The sequence below is a fragment of the Sphaerotilus sp. genome, from assembly GCF_041083715.1.
Lineage (GTDB): Bacteria > Pseudomonadota > Gammaproteobacteria > Burkholderiales > Burkholderiaceae_C > Sphaerotilus.
Genome location: NZ_JBFPGY010000354.1, coordinates 1 through 17,783, shown reverse-complemented (window position 1 = coordinate 17,783; position 17,783 = coordinate 1). Strand labels below are relative to the sequence as shown.

16 protein-coding genes are annotated in these 17,783 nt (G+C 69.3%); 8 read left to right on the top strand and 8 right to left on the bottom strand.

What is annotated here, in order from left to right:
• The 4 genes from AB3X43_RS16795 to AB3X43_RS16780 form a co-directional block, all read right to left on the bottom strand.
• Positions 1-419 (bottom strand): 2Fe-2S iron-sulfur cluster-binding protein (locus AB3X43_RS16795; RefSeq protein WP_369431011.1); only part of this gene is annotated, 419 nt, incomplete at its 3' end.
• Between the two features lie 16 nt (positions 420-435).
• Positions 436-2,016, bottom strand: coding sequence for a formate dehydrogenase beta subunit (locus tag AB3X43_RS16790; RefSeq protein ID WP_369431010.1), 1,581 nt, complete (start codon positions 2,014-2,016; stop codon positions 436-438).
• The gene (locus AB3X43_RS16785; protein WP_369431009.1) at positions 2,013-2,528 is read right to left on the bottom strand and encodes an NAD(P)H-dependent oxidoreductase subunit E; all 516 of its coding nucleotides are present in this window, start codon (positions 2,526-2,528) and stop codon (positions 2,013-2,015) included. The genes AB3X43_RS16790 and AB3X43_RS16785 overlap by 4 nt, the downstream gene beginning before the upstream one ends.
• 36 nt (positions 2,529-2,564) lie before the next feature.
• On the bottom strand, positions 2,565-3,536 hold the full coding sequence (locus tag AB3X43_RS16780) for a LysR family transcriptional regulator (RefSeq protein WP_369431008.1): 972 nt from the start codon (positions 3,534-3,536) through the stop codon (positions 2,565-2,567).
• A 274-nt stretch (positions 3,537-3,810) separates the two neighbouring features.
• Between AB3X43_RS16780 and AB3X43_RS16775 the strand changes: the two genes are divergently transcribed.
• Together AB3X43_RS16775 and AB3X43_RS16770 are read left to right on the top strand one after the other, a co-directional pair.
• The gene (locus tag AB3X43_RS16775) at positions 3,811-6,465 is read left to right on the top strand and encodes a S8 family serine peptidase (protein WP_369431007.1); all 2,655 of its coding nucleotides are present in this window, start codon (positions 3,811-3,813) and stop codon (positions 6,463-6,465) included.
• A gap of 95 nt (positions 6,466-6,560) precedes the next feature.
• Positions 6,561-7,124 carry a hypothetical protein gene (locus tag AB3X43_RS16770; RefSeq protein WP_369431006.1) on the top strand — a complete coding sequence of 188 codons (564 nt, stop codon included), beginning with the start codon at positions 6,561-6,563 and terminating at the stop codon, positions 7,122-7,124.
• 43 nt (positions 7,125-7,167) lie between these two features.
• On the opposite strand, the gene apbC is transcribed toward AB3X43_RS16770, so the two are convergent.
• Together apbC and AB3X43_RS16760 are read right to left on the bottom strand one after the other, a co-directional pair.
• Positions 7,168-8,265: an iron-sulfur cluster carrier protein ApbC gene (apbC, locus tag AB3X43_RS16765; protein WP_369431005.1), complete on the bottom strand. Its 1,098-nt coding sequence runs from the start codon at positions 8,263-8,265 to the stop codon at positions 7,168-7,170.
• Positions 8,266-8,389: 124 nt separating this feature from the next.
• Entirely contained in the window at positions 8,390-8,707 is a 318-nt protein-coding gene (locus AB3X43_RS16760; protein WP_369431004.1) for a 2Fe-2S iron-sulfur cluster-binding protein, read from the bottom strand.
• A gap of 68 nt (positions 8,708-8,775) precedes the next feature.
• Here AB3X43_RS16760 and metG point away from each other — a divergent pair, with 68 nt between their 5' ends.
• Positions 8,776-10,845, top strand: coding sequence for a methionine--tRNA ligase (gene metG / locus AB3X43_RS16755; RefSeq protein ID WP_369431003.1), 2,070 nt, complete (start codon positions 8,776-8,778; stop codon positions 10,843-10,845).
• Between the two features lie 39 nt (positions 10,846-10,884).
• Here the strand turns inward: metG and AB3X43_RS16750 are convergent, their stop codons facing one another.
• On the bottom strand, positions 10,885-11,067 hold the full coding sequence (locus tag AB3X43_RS16750) for a DUF2256 domain-containing protein (RefSeq protein WP_369431002.1): 183 nt from the start codon (positions 11,065-11,067) through the stop codon (positions 10,885-10,887).
• A 116-nt stretch (positions 11,068-11,183) separates the two neighbouring features.
• On the opposite strand from AB3X43_RS16750, the gene AB3X43_RS16745 reads away from it, so the two are divergent.
• Complete coding sequence (locus AB3X43_RS16745; protein WP_369431001.1) at positions 11,184-12,992, top strand: SulP family inorganic anion transporter; 1,809 nt, start codon at positions 11,184-11,186, stop codon at positions 12,990-12,992.
• Here the strand turns inward: AB3X43_RS16745 and AB3X43_RS16740 are convergent.
• The gene (locus AB3X43_RS16740; protein ID WP_369431000.1) at positions 12,955-13,905 is read right to left on the bottom strand and encodes a CYTH domain-containing protein; all 951 of its coding nucleotides are present in this window, start codon (positions 13,903-13,905) and stop codon (positions 12,955-12,957) included. The two genes, AB3X43_RS16745 and AB3X43_RS16740, sit on opposite strands and share 38 nt — an antisense overlap.
• 55 nt (positions 13,906-13,960) lie before the next feature.
• Between AB3X43_RS16740 and AB3X43_RS16735 the strand changes: the two genes are divergently transcribed.
• From AB3X43_RS16735 to AB3X43_RS16720, 4 genes are all read left to right on the top strand, one after another.
• The gene (locus AB3X43_RS16735) at positions 13,961-14,161 is read left to right on the top strand and encodes a DUF3460 family protein (protein WP_369430999.1); all 201 of its coding nucleotides are present in this window, start codon (positions 13,961-13,963) and stop codon (positions 14,159-14,161) included.
• A gap of 1 nt (position 14,162) precedes the next feature.
• A complete protein-coding gene (locus tag AB3X43_RS16730) occupies positions 14,163-14,981 on the top strand; it encodes a segregation and condensation protein A (RefSeq protein WP_369430998.1) in 819 nt (272 codons plus the stop codon).
• A gap of 47 nt (positions 14,982-15,028) precedes the next feature.
• On the top strand, positions 15,029-15,916 hold the full coding sequence (locus AB3X43_RS16725) for a Dyp-type peroxidase (protein WP_369430996.1): 888 nt from the start codon (positions 15,029-15,031) through the stop codon (positions 15,914-15,916).
• Between the two features lie 347 nt (positions 15,917-16,263).
• A partial coding sequence (locus AB3X43_RS16720) for a CHASE2 domain-containing protein (protein WP_369430995.1) occupies positions 16,264-17,783 on the top strand: 1,520 nt, incomplete at its 3' end.

Sequence of the window (17,783 nt, the reverse complement as noted above, 5' to 3'; positions counted from 1 at the left end):
GCCATGTCCTGCAGCTCGCAGTCGCCGTTGGCCGCGCAGGTCAGGCAGTCGAGCGGGTGGTCGCTGATGTACAGCTCCATCACGCCCTTGCGGAGTTTCTGCAAGGTCGGGCTTTGCGTGCGCACGTTCATGCCGGCCTCGGCGGGCGTGGTGCAGGACGCGGGGGTGCCGCGCCGGCCGTCGATCTCGACGAGGCACAGCCGGCACGAACCGAACGGCTCCAGCGAGTCGGTGGCGCAGAGTTTCGGCACCTGGATGCCCGCATCCACGGCGGCGCGCATCAGCGACGTGCCCTTGGGCACCGTGACCTCGAAGCCGTCGATGGTCAGCGTGACCGGCTCGGCATCTGCGCCCAGGCGGCTGACCGGGGTGCCGTGGTCGATGTCCTGGACCTTGATCGGGATGATCGGGTGGTTCATCAGAGTCTCCTTCGCCTCACAGACCGAAGTCCGCGGGGTAGTGGTTCAGCGCCGACAGCACCGGGAACGGCGTCATGCCCCCCATCGCGCACAGGCTGCCGCCGACCATCGTCTCGCACAGGTCACGCAGCAAGGTGACTTGCTGATCGCGGACCACGGGCTGGTCGCGGTTCAGGGTGATGCGGTCGATCACCTCGACGCCGCGGGTGGAGCCGATGCGGCACGGCGTGCATTTCCCGCACGACTCCAGCGCGCAGAACTCCATCGCGTAGCGCGCCAGCCCGGCCATGTCGGCGGTGTCGTCGTGCACCACCAGCCCACCGTGGCCGACGACCGCGCCGATCGCGGCATAGGCTTCATAGTCGAGCGGCACGTCCCACTGCGATTCGGGCACATAGGTGCCGAGCGGGCCACCGACCTGCACCGCTTTCACCGGCCTGCCCGACGCGGTGCCACCGCCGAAATCGAACAGCAGCTCGCGCAAGGTCAACCCGAAGGCGCGCTCGACCAGCCCGCCCTGCTTCACATTGCCAGCGATCTGGAACGGCAGCGTGCCGGTGGATCGACCGACGCCGTAGCCCCGGTAGAACTCCGCCCCCCGTGCCAGGATGGTCGGCACGGCAGCGAAGGTCAGCACGTTGTTGATCACGGTCGGCTGGCCGAACAGGCCTTCGAGCGCCGGCAGCGGTGGCTTGGCACGCACGATGCCGCGCTTGCCCTCCAGGCTCTCCAGCATCGCGGTTTCCTCGCCGCAGACGTAGGAGCCGGCGCCCATGCGCACGTGCAGATGGAAGGCACGGCCCGATCCGCTCACGTCACCGCCGATCCAGCCTGCCGCCTTGGCGCGCTCCACCGCCTCGGTCAGCGTGGCGACCGCGTGCGGGTACTCGGAGCGGACATAGACATAGCCCTCGGTGGCCCCGACCGCGAGTGCGGCGATCGCCATGCCCTCGATGAGCAGGTACGGGTCGCCCTCCATCAGCATCCGGTCGGCGAAGGTGCCGGAGTCGCCTTCGTCCGCGTTGCAGACGACGTACTTGATCGCACCGGGCGCCGTGGCTGCGTGCGCCACCGTCTTCCACTTGATGCCGGCCGGAAACGCCGCCCCGCCCCGCCCGCGCAGGCCGCTGTGCGTGACTTCGTGCAGGATGGCTGCGCGGTCCAGGCCAACGGCGGCCCGCAGCCCGGCCCAGCCGCCGTGCGCGGCGTAGTCGTCCAGCGAGAGTGGATCGGTGACCCCGACGCGGTGGAACGTCAGCCGCTCCTGCAGGGCAAGGTAGGGGATCAGGTCCGTCGTCCCTTGGCGCAGCGGGTGCGCAGGCGGCGTGCCCGCGGCATCGGCGACGAGCGCCGGCCACAGCGCCGGCACGTCCTCGGGCCCCACCGGCCCGTAGGCGACACGGCCCTGCGGGGTCACGACCTCGACCAGCGTCTCCAGCCAGAGCAGACCACGCGAACCATTGCGCACCAGCGCCAGCGTGGCGCCGTGGGCCAGGGCCTGGGCGCACAGCGCATCGGCCACGGCGTTGGCCCCGACGGCGAGTGCCGCGCTGTCGCGGGGAACGTAGACGGTGAAGGCGTTCAGGGAGGGGTTCACGAAGCGGCTCCTTCGGCGGGTGCCGGCACGGGCGCCAGCAGCGCATCAAGCCGTGCCGGCGTCATGCGGGCATGCAACTGGTCGCCAATCACCACGGCCGGTGACTGCGCGCACAGCCCGAGGCAGTACGCGGCTTCGAGCGTGTCGCAGCCCTGTGCATCGATCGTCGCCCGCGCATGGGTCAGCAAGGCCTCGGCGCCCATCGCGCGGCAGGATTCGGCGCGGCAGATCCGGACGACCCGGCCACGCGGCGGCGTGGTGCGGAAATGGTGGTAGTAGGTGACGACACCGTGGACCTCGGCGCGCGACAGGTGCAGCGCCCGCGCGATGACCGACAGCGACGCAGGCGGAATGAAACCGAGTGCGTCCTGCACGCCATGCAGCACCGGCAGCAACGCACCGGGCAGCGCGCCACGTTCGGCCAGCACAGCAGCCAGCGCCTGCTGCTGGCGTGGCGTCAGGAGGACCTCGGTGGTCGAGGCAGCAGGTGCGGCGAAAACAGGAGCAGTCATGCCGACACTATCGGCCTGCATGCAGCACCTGTCCAATCACATCGCCGAACCGTCCGATACAGCGCTCGAATGATGCACCGCAGCATCCGCTGTGCCAACCACGCCGCGCCACCACGCTGCGTCCGCCGCGAGGGCCGTGGCCGCTTGCTGCGCCAGCGACAGCCGCCCGCCCTTCGGCAGCAGCAGGCCCATCACCACCGTGAGGTCGGGCTCGACCAGCGGCACGAGTTCGAGCACTGGATATTGCCGGGCCAGTTCGGCCAGCACACCCGGCATCACGCTGCAGACCTGACCCTCCAGCACGGTCAGCATCAGTGTCAGCACCGAGTTGGTCTCGATCACCGGCTGCACCACAGCACCCGCCTGGGCGAAGGCATCGTCGACGATGTGGCGGTTGTGCATCTCGCGGGTGAGCATGCACAGGTCGAGCCGTGCCGCATCGGCCCAGCGCATCGGTACAGGCTCGGCGAGCGCCGCGCCGCTGTCCCTGCAGCGCAGCAGCACATAGCGCTCGCGGTAGGTGGACAGCACCTGCGCCCGCAGCGCACGGGCGCGGGTGCGGTCCACATAGCCGAGCGCCAGATCGAAGGACAACTGCTCCAGCCCGGTCTCGATCTCGGCCGAGCTGAGCGAGCGCACGGACGGCCGGATGTCCGGGTGCCGCTCGCGCAGTCGGGCCGCCAGCCGTGCGGCGACCGGCACTGCCGTGGGCACACACGCGATCACGAGCGGCCCGCCGGGCCGGTCGACCGAGGCGCTCAGCTCCTGGCGCAGGGCCTCCCGCTCGTGGAGCATGCGGTGTGCGCTGGCCAGCACCCGTTCGCCCTCCGGCGTCAGGCCCTCGTACTGGCGGCTGCGGCGCACGATGGTGACACCGAACTCCTGCTCCAGCGCCCGCACTGCGTTGGACAGCGCGGGCTGGGTGATGTGGCAGGCCTCGGCCGCGCGCCCGAAATGGCGGTGCTGCGCCAGCGCAGCCAGGTAACGCATGGCATCGAGCAGGTTCATGTACGCAACTGTAGCGGCCCCGTCACCGACTGTGGCCGGGCGTTGCGGGGCGTGCCTGAACGTTTCCGGCAGGCCTCTTTCCCTTGCACCGCCCGCGGTCCGGTCCCGCCGGAACCGTGCAATACCGCACTGCCCGAACGCGGCAGATCCTGTCCGGACACCCTGCCGCGATCTGCCGATGTGTATGCTTTTCCGCGCAGTACCTCACGCACCGGACACAGTTACATCGGACTTCTCGGCGAATTTCTGGACAGGCACACACAGGTTGGATGGCATGGGGATCAGGGGAGCGGCCCGTCGGGTCTGGGCGGGGCTGGCATGGTGTGCAGTGCTGGCAGCTTGCAGCGGTGGCGGAGGCGACAGCGGTGCGGTCGGTGTCGATCTGGAAGGACCGGGATTCCGGCTGTCCGGCACGTTGTCGGTGCCGGTGGGCGCAGCGGTCGACTCCGATCTCAACGACGTCAACCAGCTCGGCCGCACCCGCAACAACGACCTCGCCACTGCGCAGGCCCTGAACGCTCCGGTGTTGCTCGTGGGCAGCGTCAACCGTCCCGGCACGGGCCCGGCCGGCAGCAACCAGGCCGAGGGCGACACCACCGACGCCTATGTGCTGGATCTGCAGCGCGACGATCTGGTCGAGCTGGAATTCGACCCTGGCACAACCGCGGAACCCGCTGATCTGGACCTGTATGTCGCATCGGCCGACGGCACGCTGACCGGTGCTTCCGACCGCAGCGACACGCGCTACGAGTGCGTGCGCATCACGCAAACCGGACGCTACTACCTGCGTGTCGAGGCGTTCAGACAGGCGGCCGGCTACACGCTGCGGGCCGGCCCGGCCGCGACCCCGACCACGGGCTGCACCGCGACCACGGCCCGCACGGTCTTCGATCCTGGCGAACTGGTGGCCCAGGCCCGCAGCACCTCGGCGCTCGCCACCGTCAGCGCGCAAGCGCTGGTCCGGCGCGCCGGCATCACGGCCGCCACGGGGGCGTCGGCGCACGGTCCGCAACTGCTGCTGCTGCCCGGCCATCCGGCCACCCGCAGGAGCGGGCTCGCGCTGCTGGCCGGCGACCGGGTGTCCGAGGCACCCGCCGTGCGCACGCTGTCGGCCAGCACGGACACCTCCCCGCTGCGCGATGGCATCGAGGCCCGCCTGGAAACCCTGCGCTATGCCAAGGCGCTGCAGGCCACCGGCGCATACGACTACGTCCAGCCCAACCTGCGGATGGAGCCATCCGCCACCATCGGGCTCTTCCCGCCCGACGACCTCCACTACGGCGAGCAGCACTGGGCCGACGATCTCATCGCGCTGCCCGCGGCCATCAACCGCATCCAGGCGCTGCCGGTCCAGCCTGCGCAGCGACCGGTCATCGCGGTGATCGACACCGGGGTGATGCTCGACCACCCCGACCTGCAGCCGCAACTGGCCTCGCTCGGACGGGCCTTCGTCACCGACCGCCTGCCAGGCGACCGCAACCAGGCCAACGGCGATGACCAGCGCCTGGCCGAGGACCATGCCGTGTCCCACGGCACCCACGTCGCCGGCACCGCGGCCGCGGCCACGTTCAACGGCATCGGCGTGGCCGGCGTGGCACCGATGGCGCGGCTGCTGCCGCTGAACGTGTTTGGCCGCAACCCCTCCGCCAAGACCATCGACATCCTGCAGGCCATGCGCTATGCGGCCGGGCTGGACAACAGTGCCGGCGTGCTGCCGGCGCGCCGGGCCGACGTGATCAACCTGAGCATGGGCAGTCCCGGCGCCTGCGGCGTGGCCTTCCAGGACACCGTCAACCGGGTGCGTGCGGCCGGCTCGCTGGTCGTGGCCGCGGCCGGCAGCCTGGCGGACAACCCGGGCGGGCAGCCCGCCGAGGTCCAGCAGCCGGCCAACTGCACGGGCGTCATCGCCGTCGGCGCGGTCGACGCGAACCGGCAGCTCTCGCGCTACGCCAACACCGGCGCCACGCTGACCGTGACGGCACCCGGGGGCGACCTCGGGACGGGCGGAGCTGCCAGCGGCCTCAGTGAAGGCATCTTCAGCACCCTCGTCAACTACACCGGCGATGGACAGCGCGTGGCGGGCTTCGGACCGCTGCAGGGCACCTCGATGGCCGCACCGCAGGTCAGCGGCGTGCTCGCCCTGATGCGCTACCTCGACCCGGAGCTGTCCGTGGACGCCGTCGACGCGCTGTTCGCCGCGGGTCGGCTGACCGACGACCTGGGCCCGGCCGGTCACGACAGTGCTTACGGCCACGGGCTGATCAATGCGCTCAAGTCCGTCGAAGCCGTGCTGGAATCGACCACTGGCACGGGCAGCGTGACGAGCGGCACAGCCACGCTGGGCATCCGCCCCGCCCGGCTGGACCTCGGCAGCCTGCGCAGCTCGGCCACGATCGACCTCGTGGTGACATCGGGCAGGCGGTCCTCGGTCACCGCGACCGTCACCGCCGTGCGCAGCAGCAGCCCGGCGCTGGCGCTGCACACCGGCACCACAGACCCGAGCATCAGCCTGAACCAGCAGATTCTCGACGTCGACCGCCGCCTGCTGCCCGCGGACGGCACGTTCAGCGCCACCCTCACGCTGACGCTGAGCAATGGCGCAGAGCTGACCGTGCCGGTCACGCTCGACCGTCCCGCCGGCAGCGCCAGCAGCGGCCCCGGCTTCGGGCCGGTCTACGTCACGCTGGGCGATCCGGACACCGGTCGGGTGGTGCAGACCCTCCTGGTGCACGCCAGCCAAGGACGCTACGCCTGGCAGTTCAGCGGCTACCGGCGGTCGAAGGTGGTGGTTCAGGCCGGTGCGGACCCGAACAACGATGGTGCGGTCTGCGGACCAGGCGAGCCGTGTGGCAGCGAGCGGGTCGTCACCCTGTCGGGGGACCAGGGCGGTCTGGATCTGAACCTGTCGCCAGCTCCGTGGCGCCCCTGAGGTGCATTCTTAGGGCATCGGGTTTCCCCTGAGGAGGGCGGGTCGAATCTCGGTATATTCGCCGAACCATCCCCTTCACCGGCCACCGGGAGCCCATGACCACGCCCACAGCGCCGCTTCGACCTTTCCTGCCCCAGTGCACCACGTCCGTCACGAGGTGGCTGCTGTTCCTGGCGATCACTGCAGCCGTGCAGGCCACACCGGCGCAGGGCCTGCAGGTCACCCGCAATCCGGTCGCCGACGCCAGCGCCAGCCGGTCCAGAGCCGCCCCGACCGTGGTGCGGGTGCTCTCGACCCGCAGCCACATGCAATGCCCGTTGCCGGGCAAGAACACCCGGCTGCTGAGCATCGACTCACCCAGGGAGTGGGAAGACACCATCGACCGCCAGGACGAGATCACGGCGCTCGGCCGCAAGGTGCACTGGGCCAGGGAACGCGTGCTGGTCTACGCGCTGGAATCCAAGCCTTATGCGGGGGTGCGCCTGGACTCTCCGTCGCGGGTGATCCGACTGGCGCAGGGTGTGCTGTACTGGCCTGTTCGGCAGGTGATGCCGGAAATGGGTGCGGAAAAGGCCACCGTGCTGACCCGGCCGTGTGTCATGACGACCATCGACCGCGCCTACTGGCAGCGCATCAAGGTGGTGCCGACACGGCCCTGACTTCTTCCGGCCAGGCCGTTGTCGCGAAGCGCACCCAAGGCTCTCAGGTGCCTTTGGACACCGTGATGGTCGGGAATTTGGCCGAATAATCCTTGGCCTTGTCCGCCACCTTCACCGCGATGCGGCGCGCGACGGCCTTGTACAGCGCGGCGATCTCGCCATCCGGCTCGGCCACCACGGTCGGGCAGCCGGCATCGGTCTGCACGCGGATCGACAGGTTCAGCGGCAGCGCCCCGAGGTACTCGATGTCGTAGTCCGCCGCCATCTTCTTGCCGCCGTCGGCACCGAAGATGTGCTCGGTGTGGCCGCAGTTCGGGCAGCAGTAGACCGCCATGTTCTCGACCACGCCGAGGATCGGCACACTGACCTTCTCGAACATCTTCAGGCCCTTCTTCGCGTCGAGCAGTGCGATGTCCTGCGGCGTCGTGACGATGACCGCGCCGGTCAGCGGCACCTTCTGCGACAGCGTGAGCTGGATGTCGCCGGTGCCCGGAGGCATGTCGACGATCAGGTAGTCGAGGTCCTTCCAGTTGGTCTGGCGCAGCAGCTGCTCCAGCGCCTGGGTGGCCATCGGGCCGCGCCAGATCATGGCCTGGTCGTTGTCCACCAGGAAGCCGATCGACATGACCTGGATGCCGTGGCCGATCAGCGGCTCCATCGTCTTGCCGTCGTAGCTCTCGGGGCGCGCGCCAGTGATGCCGAGCATCATGGGCTGGCTCGGGCCGTAGATGTCTGCATCGACGATGCCCACGGCGGCCCCCTCGGCGGCCAGCGCCAGCGCGAGGTTCACAGCCGTCGTGCTCTTGCCGACCCCCCCCTTGCCCGACGCCACGGCGATGATGTTCTTCACGCCGGGCAGCAGCTGCACGCCGCGCTGCGCCGAGTGCGCGACGATCTTGCTGGTGACGCTGACGCTGACGTTGGCCACGCCCTCGACCGAGCGGGCCGCGGCGATGAGCGCGCTGCGCAGACCGTCGATCTGGCTGGCCGCCGGGTAGCCGAGTTCCACGTCGAACGCGACGTCGCTGCCTGTCACGCGCAGGTTCTTCAACTGGCGGGTGGAGACGAAGTCACGGCCCGTGTTCGGGTCGATGACCGCCTGGAGGGCTTGCTTGATCGCTGCGTCGGTGATGTTGGACATGGTGTGGTGAGTGAAAAGCAGCCCGCAGTCTAGCGAAGCAGCGCCGCGGCGGTGAAAGGGAAAGTCGCTATGTGGAAAACGGGATTCGCGCATCGCGCGGCAATCACGCTCCAGACTGGAGCGATCAGCGCGCAGCGCAGACCACCTCCGCCACCGCCTCGATCACCACATCGCCCAGCGGCAGCGCCACGCACGGCAGGACCAGGCCCTGCGCGTGCTCCTCGGCGGTGAGCCCCGGCCACTCGACGCGCCAAGCCACCTCGCCCGACACCAGCCGGCACAGGCAGGCGCGGCAGGTCCCGTTGCGGCACGAACTGCGCAGCCGCACGCCCGCAGCACGCGCCGCCTCGACCAGCGACTGCCCCGGTGCGACGCGCACGCACCAGTCCAGCGGCTGCACGGTCAGGACGGGTCGGGAATCGGGGGACGGGCTCGGATTCATGGCCGCCACGATACCGCGGCGACCTAAAATCGCCGTCTTCCCCGCGAACACTGCCAAGACGCCACGACATGACCCGCCAGCTCTTCGTCACCACCGCCCTGCCCTACGCCAACGGCAAGTTCCACATCGGCCACATCATGGAGTACATCCAGGCCGACATCTGGGTGCGGTACCAGCGCATGCAGGGGCACCAGGTCCACTTCGTCGGCGCGGACGATGCCCACGGCGCGCCGATCATGATCGCGGCGGAAAAGGCAGGCATCACGCCGCAGCAGTTCGTCGCCAACATCGCCGCCGGCCGCAAGGAATACCTCGACGGCTTCCACATCAGCTTCGACAACTGGCACTCGACCGACGGCGTCGAAAACCACGAACTCGCGCAGGACATCTACCGCGGCCTGCGCGACAACGGGCTGATCGAGGTCCGCGCCGTCGAGCAGTTCTTCGATCCGGAAAAGGGCATGTTCCTGCCGGACCGCTTCATCAAGGGCGAGTGCCCGAAGTGCGGCGCGAAGGACCAGTACGGCGATTCCTGCGAGTCGTGCGGTGCGGTCTACAGCCCGACCGAGCTGGTCCAGCCGTACTCGGCGCTGTCGGGCGCCACGCCGGTGCTCAAGACCAGCGACCACTACTTCTTCAAGCTCAGTGACCCGCGCTGCGTCGAGTTCCTGCAGCAGTGGACCACCGCGCCGGGCAAGCTCCAGCCCGAAGTGCTGAACAAGATCAAGGAGTGGTTCACCAAGGACGAAGAGGGCCAGGGCGGCCTGGGCGACTGGGACATCAGCCGCGATGCACCCTACTTCGGCATCGAGATCCCGGACGCGCCGGGCAAGTATTTCTACGTCTGGCTGGACGCGCCAATCGGCTACCTCGCGTCGCTGAAGAACTGGTTCGACCAGGGCGGCCCGGCCGCGAAGTACGGCGACACGCGCAGCTTCGCCGAGTTCATGGCCTCGCCGGACATCGAGCAGTACCACTTCATCGGCAAGGACATCACCTACTTCCACACGCTGTTCTGGCCCGCGACGCTGCATTTCAGCGGCCACAAGACGCCGGACAACGTCTTCGTCCACGGCTTCCTGACCGTCAACAACGGCGAGAAGATGAGCAAGAGCCGCGGCACCGGCCTGGACCCGCTGAAGTACCTGTCGCTGGGCATGAACGCCGAGTGGCTGCGCTACTACATCGCCGCCAAGCTCAACGCCCACGTCGAGGACATCGACTTCAACCGCGACGACTTCACCGCCCGCGTCAACGCCGACCTGGTGGGCAAGTACATCAACATCGCCAGCCGCGCCGCCGGCTTCATCAGCAAGCGCTTCGGCGGCCAGTTGAGCGGCGACCTGGGCGTCGAGGGCCGCGTGCTGCTCGACACGCTGCGCGCCCACCGCGACACCGTGACCGGGCTGTACGAGGCACGCGAACTGGGCAAGGTGCTGCGCGAGATCATGGCGCTGGCCGACCGCGTCAACGAGTACGTGGACCAGAACAAGCCCTGGGAACTCGCCAAGCAGGCGGGGCAGGACGCCGTGCTGCACGACGTCTGCTCGGTCTGCATCGAGGCGTTCCGGCTGCTGACGATCTACCTCAAGCCGGTGCTGCCGAAGCTGGCCGCCCAGGTCGAAGCCTTCCTGCAGGTCGAGCCGCTCGACTTCCACGCCGCCAGCCGCGCCCTCGGCGGCCACACCATCGGCGCCTACCAGCACCTGATGCAGCGTGTCGATCCCAAGCTGCTGGAGGAACTCTTCGCCGCGCCGGAGCCCGAGAAGGTCATCCCCGGCGGCGAGGACATCGCCCCGGAAATCAAGATCGACGACTTCACCAAGGTGGACCTGCGCATCGCCAGGATCGTCAAGGCCGAACATGTCGCCGGCTCCGACAAGCTGCTGCGGCTGACGCTGGATGCGGGCGAAGGCCGGCTGCGCAACGTCTTCAGCGGCATCAAGTCGGCCTACAAGCCGGAAGACCTGGAAGGCAAGCTCACCGTGGTGGTCGCCAACCTCGCGCCGCGCAAGATGAAGTTCGGTGTCAGCGAAGGCATGGTGCTGGCCGCCAGCGACGCCGACGAGAAGAGGAACCCGGGGATCTTCGTGCTGGAGCCGTTCCCGGGCGCGCAGCCGGGCATGCGCATCCGCTGAACGGACCGATGCGGCACGGGCGTGTAATGTCTTCGGCGGCTACCCGCCCGCCTGCCGCATCCGTCGGCAGGCCTCGGAGCAGTACTTCACCTCCGCCCAGGTCTTCTCCCAGCGCTTGCGCCAGCTCATCTCCCGGCCACACGCTACACAGGGCTTGCTCGGCAAGTGGTGCTTGTTGCCCTTGAAGTGGAGGCTGGCGCAAGGGCTGGACGGTTTCTTCATGCACGGAACGATACGCCAGTCTTCTCCGGCCCCCGGATGCGCGCCTTGTAAGGGCGGCAGCACACAACGGGCGCACACTGTCGACGGCGATGCCGACACACGGCACACCCCATCCGATGGAGACACCCAGCGTGCAGAACTGGTCCACCTTCCTGTCGAAGCCGGCGTGGTTGCAGCGCCTGCACGCCTTCCATCCACGCTTGCTCGACACGCTGCGCGGTGGCTACGGCCGCGAGCGCCTGCTGGCCGATCTGGGCGCCGGCGCCACCGTCGGCATCGTGGCGCTGCCGCTGGCGATGGCCTTCGCGATCGCCTCGGGCGTCAAGCCGGAACAGGGCCTCTACACCGCCATCATCGCGGGCTTCCTGATCTCCGCGCTCGGCGGCTCGCAGGTGCAGATCGGCGGACCGGCCGGCGCCTTCATCGTCATCATCTACGGGATCATCGAGCGCTACGGCCTGCCCAACCTGCTGATCGCGACCATGCTGGCCGGCGTGCTGCTGTTCGTCATGGGGTGGATGAAACTCGGCGGGATGGTGCGCTACATCCCCGTGTCCATCGTCATCGGCTTCACCAACGGCATCGCGGTGCTGATCGCGCTGTCACAGCTGCGCGACCTCTTCGGCCTGAAGATCGACAAGATGCCGGCCGACTTCTTTGCCCAGATCCACACGCTCTGGCAACACCGTGACAGCTTCAACCCCTACGCCTTTGCCATCGGTGCGGCCTGTCTGGGCGGGCTGTTCGTGTGGCTGCGGCTGTTCAAGCCGGGCACGATCCTGCCGGCCGAACTCGTCGACGGCCGCAGCGCGCGGGTCATCTCGCGCGTGCCGGGGCCGATCGTCGCGCTGGTGACGCTGACGCTGGCGAGCTGGCTGCTGCACCTGCCGGTGGAGACCATCGGCTCGCGCTTCGGCGGCATCCCGCAGGCGCTGCCGGCATTCGACCTGCCCGAGTTCACCTGGGCCACCGCCAAGCAGCTGCTGATGCCGACGCTGACCATCGCGCTGCTCGGCGCGATCGAGTCGCTGCTGTGCGCCCGTGTCGCCGACAACATGGGCGACTTCGCCCGCCACGACCCGAACCAGGAGCTGATGGCGCAGGGCGTGGCCAACTTCGTCGTGCCGCTGTTCGGCGGCATCCCGGCCACCGGCACCATCGCGCGCACCGTCACCAATGTGCGTGCGGGGGCCGTCTCGCCGGTGGCCGGCATGGTGCACGCGCTCGCGCTGCTGGCGATCATGCTGGTCGCAGCACCGCTGGCGATGAACGTGCCACTGGCGGTACTGGCGGGTATCTTGCTGTTCGTCGCGTGGAACATGGGCGAGTGGCACGAGTTCGCGCGGCTGCGCCACTTCAAGCTGCCTTACCGCTCGGTGCTGCTGGGCACGTTCTTCCTCACGGTCATCTTCGACCTGACGATCGCGGTGGAGGTCGGGCTGCTGCTGGCGTGCGGCTTCTTCATCTGGCGCATGAGCCAGCTCTTCCAGGTCGAACAGGTGTCCGCCGACACCGCGCAAGCCGGCGATTTCCAGGACACGCTGCCGACCACGGCACCAGGCGTCGAGGTCTACAGCCTCTATGGCACGCTGTTCTTCGGCGCCGTGGGCAAGGTCGAATCACTGCCCGAGCGCCTGCGCGCAGGCACCAGCGTCGTGGTGCTGGAGATGCACCGGCTGATCTCGGTCGACACCTCGGGCGTCGATGCGCTGGTGCAGTTGCACCGGCAGCTGCAGCGCCACGGCGTGCGGCTGATCGTGGCAGCGCTCAACGAGCAGCCACGCTCGCTGCTGACCCGCTCCGGCTTCGACACGCTGCTGGGCGAGCACGGCATCGCGCCGACGCTGGCCGCCGCGCTCGAAGCCGCACAGCTGTACGCGGACCCGCTCAGCGGGCGTCCGGCAGGCTCCACTCCAGCAGGTTGAACCACAGCGCCTGTGTCTCGGCGCGGCGCCAGATCGCGGCGTCGAACACCAGTCCGGCCAGTGCGGCCACGGTGTCCGCCGCGCCACCGGCATGCGGATCGGCCCGCAGCGTCTCCGCCAGCACGCCCAGGGCTTGCGCCAGGGCGACGCGCTGGGCGGGTGACGCCAGGTCCTCGGCCACATCGCCCGCCAGCGCCAGCACCGGCGACAGCGCCACGGTCACCCGCTGCGGCCAGGGCTGCGCAGGATCGACCGGGCGCACTGCAGGCACCTCGCCCTGCGTCACCCCGCGCGCCAGCCGGTCGCCACGTTCGGCCTTGCTGCGCACATCCAGCCACAGGCCGAACGCCTCGGTCCACAGGTAGGCCAGCGACAGCAAGCCGGCCGGCGCACCGCGGACCAGCTCGAACTCGATCTCCCACACCGGCAGCGTCTGCCCGCCGCCCTGGATCTGCCCGACGTCCAGCGCCAGCTCGACCACGGCCCCTTCGGCCTGTACCTCGGCGTGGGTGCGGGCGATGTCGGTGGAGAACTGCAGCGCCAGATCGGCCGACGTGCGGCCTGCACGGGCCAGCAGCGCGATCAGCGCCACGCCGGCGGGCGTGCCGGCGTGGCGCTCCAGCGACAGTGCAGGGGCCTCGTCACCCGTGTCGGCACCGAGCGGTGCGTTGTGTTCCAGCCGCACCATCAGGCCGTCGCCGCGGCCCTTGAGGGTCTGCACCCAGCCCTCGCCCTCCTGCCGCAGCCGCAGCGCGAAGGCGGAGCGCGCCAGCAGGCGGTCGTCGGTGTCGAAATAGCGGGCACGCAGGCGCGTGGTGGTGTGGACCGTGTCGTGCAGAGCCTCGGTCAGCAAGGGACGGGATTCGGCAGGAATCTGGAACTTCAGCTCGATTTCTTGTGCGGTGTTTTGCATGGCTGCGCCTGTAAAATCAGGGGCTCACTCTATAGCGTCCGCCCGCTCACACACCATGCCGCTCTTCTGGAAGCACTACAAGTCCGAGACCACCCAGTTCATCGAGAGTCTGAAGCAGCAGGACCCGAAGCTGGAGCAGCGCCAGCGCGAAGGCCGCAGCCTGCTGTGGGACCGCGAACAGGACCGCAGCGCCCAGGGCGAGTTCAACACCGCCAAGGTGCCGCAACAGCCTTACGTCTACCAGACCAAGGGCTGACGTGGCCCCGGATCCCAGCGCCGCCGCGTCGGACACCGACCCGGCGGCGCTGGCACGGTTGTACGGCGAGCCGCTGTTCGCGCTGCCGCACGACCTCTACATCCCGCCGGAAGCGCTGGCGATCTACCTGGATGCCTTCGAGGGCCCGCTGGACCTGCTGCTCTACCTGATCCGGCGGCAGAACTTCAACATCCTCGACATCCCGATGGCCGAGGTGACGCGCCAGTACCTGGCCTACGTCGATCAGCTCCGCGAACGCCACCTCGAACTCGCCGCCGAGTACCTGCTCATGGCCGCGATGCTCATCGAGATCAAGTCGCGCATGCTGCTGCCGCCCCGCCAGGTGACGGCCGACCAGGAAGCCGCCGATCCGCGGGCCGAGCTGGTGCGCCGGCTGCTGGAGTACGAGCGCATCAAGCTCGGTGCCATGAAGATCGACCAGTTGCCGCTGCTCGGGCGCGACCTGCTCGCCGCGGCGGTGCACATCGAGCAGGCGCTGGAGCCACGCCTGCCGGACGTCAGCCTGACCGACCTGCGCACCGCCTGGGCCGATGTGCTCCGGCGCGCCAAGCTGACCCAGCGCCACCACATCGGCCGCGAGGCACTCTCCGTGCGCGAGCACATGACACTGGTGCTGCGGGCACTGCAGGGCCGGCGCTTCGTCGAGTTCCGCGAGCTGTTCGACACGACACGCGGCATGCCGGTGCTGGTGGTCACCTTCATCGCGATGCTGGAGCTGGCCCGCGAGCGCCTGCTGGAGATCACGCAGGCCGAGGCCTTCGCGCCCATCTACGTGCGGCTGACCTACACCCCGTCCTGAGCCGACTTCCCCCTACACTCCGCTGAAAACCCTTCAGGAGTGTGCAGATGTCCACGATCCAAGCCGGCATTGCGGCCCGCGTTCCCGCCCATGGCCGCTACCTCAGCCTCGCGCTGCGCCCCGACGCCGACGCCACCGTGCGCACCACGCTGCAGGCGCTGGCCGCAGAAGCCGATGGGCTGCACACCGTCGTCGGACTGGGCGCCACGCTGGTGGCGCGGCTCGACGCCGCCGTGCCCGGCCTGCGCAGCTTCTGTGCACCGCCGGCCAGCCGGGTCGATCTGCCGGCCACGCCCGCCGAGCTGTGGCTGTGGCTGCGCAGCGAGGACGATCCCGGTGCGCTGCTGCAGCGGGGCCGCGCCCTGGCCCGCCTGCTGGCGCCGGCCTTCGATGTCACCCACGAACTGGCCGCCTTCCGCCACCTGGACGGCCGCGATCTGACCGGCTACGAGGACGGCACCGAAAACCCCACCGGCCGCGACATGGTCGACACCATCGGCGTGCAGGGCCAGGGGCCGGGCCTGGACGGCGGCAGCTTCGTCGCGGTCCAGCAGTGGGAACATGCGCTGGACCGCTTCGACCGCTTCGACCGCACGACGCAGGACCGCATGATCGGCCGCCGCCGCGACGACAACGTCGAACTCGACGATGCCCCCTCCAGTGCCCACGTCCAGCGCACCGCGCAGGAAAGCTTTTCCCCGGAAGCCTTCGTCGTGCGGCGCTCGATGCCATGGACCGAAGGTGCGCGCTGCGGGCTGCTGTTCACGGCGTTCGCCACTGGCTTCGACGCGTTCGAAGCCCAGCTCGCCCGCATGGCCGGGGTCGAGGACGGCGTGGTCGACGATCTCTTCCGCTTCAGCCAGCCCGTCAGCGGTGCCTACTACTGGTGCCCACCGGCACAGGCTGGCCGTCTGGACCTGCGCCGTCTTCTCTGAGCAGGTCGCACGCCAGATCTGAACAAGTATGGCGTGAATGGCCGGTTCCAATCTTCAATCCAGTTCGGGCAACCACATAAGATACTCGGAGCGAATCTGTCATTTCCGGAGTTTCACTTCGGCGAACCGCTGACACCACGCTCCATGACACTGTTTCCACGCCCGGTCTCCGCATTGCTGGCCCTGCTGCTGTCCGCAGCCGGGGGCGTGGCATTGGCCGCCTCGGATGAATTCCTGCACACGGCTCGGGCCCTGGACATGTGGCTGCACGCGCCCGCCAGGGGTGGCCACAGTGGGTGGTCCGTGCGGCGCGCCTTCGACCTTCGTTCGCTCCAGGAGCCTCCGCCGTGAGCCACACCACTCCCTTCACCCGGCGAACCCTGTCGCTCTGGCTGATGTCGGCCCCCTGGTGGTTCGCTGCCATGCTGGCCGCATTGCTGCTGTTGACGGCCCGTCCGCTGGTCGACCGGTTCGATCTGGCCATGCACGATCTGCTGTCCAGCAACGTGATCGAGCCGCTGTCCGGCCCCATGCCGCCCGCGGACAGCATCGTCGTCGCCATCGACGACGCCAGCCTGCAGGCACTCGGCCGCTGGCCCTGGCCCCGACAGCGCCACGCCGAACTGATCGACGTGCTGCGCAATGCCGGCACACAGGCCGTCGGCTACAACGTGCTGTTCACCGAACCTTCCGCAGATCCGGCCGAGGATGCGCGGCTGGCAGCGGCCATCGCCGCACACGGCCAGATCGTGCTGCCCGTCGTGCCGGGCCACCGCCCGGACGACACCCGGACCCGGGTGCTCCAGCCCCTGCCCGTGCTCGCCAAGGCCGCCGCCGCACTCGGTCACGCCGAATCCCCCATCGACCTGGACGGTCAGGTGCGCCGCGTCGCGCTGGTCGCCGGCAGCGGCTCGACCGCCTGGGAAGCGCTGCCGCTGGCCGTGCAGCGGGTGAGCGCCTCGCGCGCCCATGTGCTGTCCGGCATCGATGCACGTGCCCACGGGGTCGAGCCATGGTGGCGCGAGCGGATACAACTCATGCCCGTCGGCAACAGCCCGATCTCGCAGATCTCCGCGTCCGAGCTGCTGCGCGACCCGAGTCTGGTGACCCTGCTGACCGGGCGTGTGGTCTGGGTCGGTGTCACTGCACAGGGCATCGACCCGCTGGTGACCACGCCCGGTTCACGCGGCGGCATGCCACTGAGCACCGTGCAATGGCAGGCCCAGGTGCACCAGGCCATGGACCGCAACCGCATGGTCGCCATGGCCAGCGAACCTGTCGTGCTGGCGGCCAACGTGCTGCCGCTGGTGCTCGCGGCGCTGTTCGGACGGCTGGTGATGCGCTCGCTGGGCGTCCGGCTCAAGGTGATGCTCTGGCTGCTGCCACTGCCGCTGCTGGCCCAAGGGGTGGCACTGGCGTGGGGACACCTCTGGCTGCCGCTGGGGGCGATGGTGATGGGCTGGTCGCTCGCGCTGCTGCTCAGCCGGGCATTCGAACTGCGCAGCACACGCACCGCGCTGCGGCGCGAGCGCGGGCTGGCCGAGGTCACGCTGCACGCCATCACCGACGCGGTGATCACGCTCGACCACAGCCACCGGGTCTGCTACCTCAATCCCAGTGCCGAACGCCTGACACTCCGGCACCAGCCGGGTACCGCAGGGATCCAGCCCATCCAGTCGGTGCTGCGCCTGGAAGCCACCGACGAGCAACTCCTGCTGCAGGCCATCGGCGACTGCCAGGCGCAGCAGCGGGTCGTGACCATCGACTTGCCGCTGCACATCCACACGAACGACGGCGAGCACCTCGTGCGGGCCGTCATCAGCCCGACGGGTTCCTCGGACGACGCACAAAGCGGTGTCGTGGTCGT

Bases quoted from the DNA above. Each gene is read 5' to 3' on its own strand.
- AB3X43_RS16725 (WP_369430996.1), top strand. From the start codon at position 15,029: ATGTCCACGATCCAAGCCGGCATTGCGGCCCGCGTTCCCGCCCATGGC.
- AB3X43_RS16780 (WP_369431008.1), bottom strand. From the start codon at position 3,536: ATGAACCTGCTCGATGCCATGCGTTACCTGGCTGCGCTGGCGCAGCAC.
- AB3X43_RS16785 (WP_369431009.1), bottom strand. From the start codon at position 2,528: ATGACTGCTCCTGTTTTCGCCGCACCTGCTGCCTCGACCACCGAGGTC.
- AB3X43_RS16775 (WP_369431007.1), top strand. From the start codon at position 3,811: ATGGGGATCAGGGGAGCGGCCCGTCGGGTCTGGGCGGGGCTGGCATGG.
- AB3X43_RS16740 (WP_369431000.1), bottom strand. From the start codon at position 13,905: ATGCAAAACACCGCACAAGAAATCGAGCTGAAGTTCCAGATTCCTGCC.
- AB3X43_RS16750 (WP_369431002.1), bottom strand. From the start codon at position 11,067: ATGAAGAAACCGTCCAGCCCTTGCGCCAGCCTCCACTTCAAGGGCAAC.
- AB3X43_RS16760 (WP_369431004.1), bottom strand. From the start codon at position 8,707: ATGAATCCGAGCCCGTCCCCCGATTCCCGACCCGTCCTGACCGTGCAG.
- apbC (WP_369431005.1), bottom strand. From the start codon at position 8,265: ATGTCCAACATCACCGACGCAGCGATCAAGCAAGCCCTCCAGGCGGTC.
- AB3X43_RS16745 (WP_369431001.1), top strand. From the start codon at position 11,184: ATGGAGACACCCAGCGTGCAGAACTGGTCCACCTTCCTGTCGAAGCCG.
- metG (WP_369431003.1), top strand. From the start codon at position 8,776: ATGACCCGCCAGCTCTTCGTCACCACCGCCCTGCCCTACGCCAACGGC.
- AB3X43_RS16770 (WP_369431006.1), top strand. From the start codon at position 6,561: ATGACCACGCCCACAGCGCCGCTTCGACCTTTCCTGCCCCAGTGCACC.
- AB3X43_RS16735 (WP_369430999.1), top strand. From the start codon at position 13,961: ATGCCGCTCTTCTGGAAGCACTACAAGTCCGAGACCACCCAGTTCATC.